This is a genomic window from Candidatus Burkholderia verschuerenii, assembly GCF_001189365.1.
Taxonomy (GTDB): Bacteria; Pseudomonadota; Gammaproteobacteria; order Burkholderiales; family Burkholderiaceae; genus Caballeronia; species Caballeronia verschuerenii.
Window position 1 is genome coordinate 1 of record NZ_LFJJ01000385.1, and the last position, 1,311, is coordinate 1,311.

Annotated in this window: 1 protein-coding gene; it reads right to left on the minus strand. The window is 38.5% G+C overall.

Features of this window, described 5'->3' with window-relative positions:
* Nucleotides 1-611 precede the first annotated feature (611 nt).
* Nucleotides 612-1,311, minus strand: a 700-nt coding sequence (locus tag BVER_RS33135; protein ID WP_198155490.1) for a hypothetical protein, incomplete at its 5' end; no start/stop codon positions are given.

Genomic DNA, 1,311 nt, shown 5'->3' on the forward strand with positions numbered 1-1,311 from the left:
GTAATGCACATAAGAAACATGCTCCTTCACAACCATGAACAACATAATATCATAACCCCACACTCATTCAATAAACACCCTTCACATATATAAATATCAGGCCAAGCTCAAAAACTTCTTCTTGTCAATCTTGGATCAAACAAATAATGTAGAATAATAACAACATTGATCCAAATCAGAATAAACAACATATTCAAGCCAAAGCAATTCACTTCATCATTTTTTTCTTCTCAACAATTTCTTTTCTTTTCTTTTCTTTTTTTTCTTTTTTTTTTGAAAAATATGAAAACATGACTACAAAGTAACTAAATGCCATGCATGCTAGAGACGAAAATATGGAATAAGAGTAGAATCAAACCCAACAAACCATAAACTGCAACCTCAATAAAAGTGTGAGCTGATGCAAACCAATTCAACCAACCCCGCCAACCATAGACTCAATCACAGACCAACACACGCCATGCTTAAAAAAAAACAATTGCAAAGAGAACTGAAATTAAAATGAATCAAAAGAGATAAAGGATACTAAAAGGATATTTTATTGCTTGGGTTGCCTCCCAAGGAGCGCTTGGATTTAACGTCGCCGGCTCGACTTGACCTTCTTCTCAAGATCAACCTACTCCACTTTGAGGATTAAAGGCTTTTCTTCTTCTTTTTCTCTTCTTGGCTTTGTGTGGTACACAAAATTTTTCCCCCAAATTTATTTTTGTCATGTTGAAGACTTTCATGACCTCCAATGTACCTCTTGGAATCCATACTTGTGCAACCACTCGCCGTTTCTTTTTGCCATTCCTCTCTTGCACTTCACTGTCCACTTCATGCTCTATTTCTTCACAACTTGATTCTTCATGTGATTTTTCCTTCAAAGAACTGGATGCCAATACTCCAAAACAAGCCTTGACTTGAGGAGCACATGCTATTTCACATGAATAACAAGGCATAATAATAGGTGGCGATGAAACATCCTCTTGCTGTAAAGGCAACTCGGCACCACTGGAGTATTCTCTTCCTGAATTCGATGGACAAGCTATGTCATCTACTTCGCTCATGTCCAATGCCATTAAGTAATCACGAAAACCCTCAGATATATGTGGGACACCCTGAAGTATTGAGGAAGGATCATCGGTAGGAATCTGTCGTTCATTTTCATTGTCTGCACAGGGTGTGGAAGGATTAGGGTCACACTTCATCTCAGAGTTGTCATCTCTGATATCCCTTATTGTGGATTCGTCAATATGCCCCGGAAGCTCCTTAAAAAGGTCGATGCGCTCGTCACGATCCTCATCACTATCACTTTCATCGAGCCTTCCT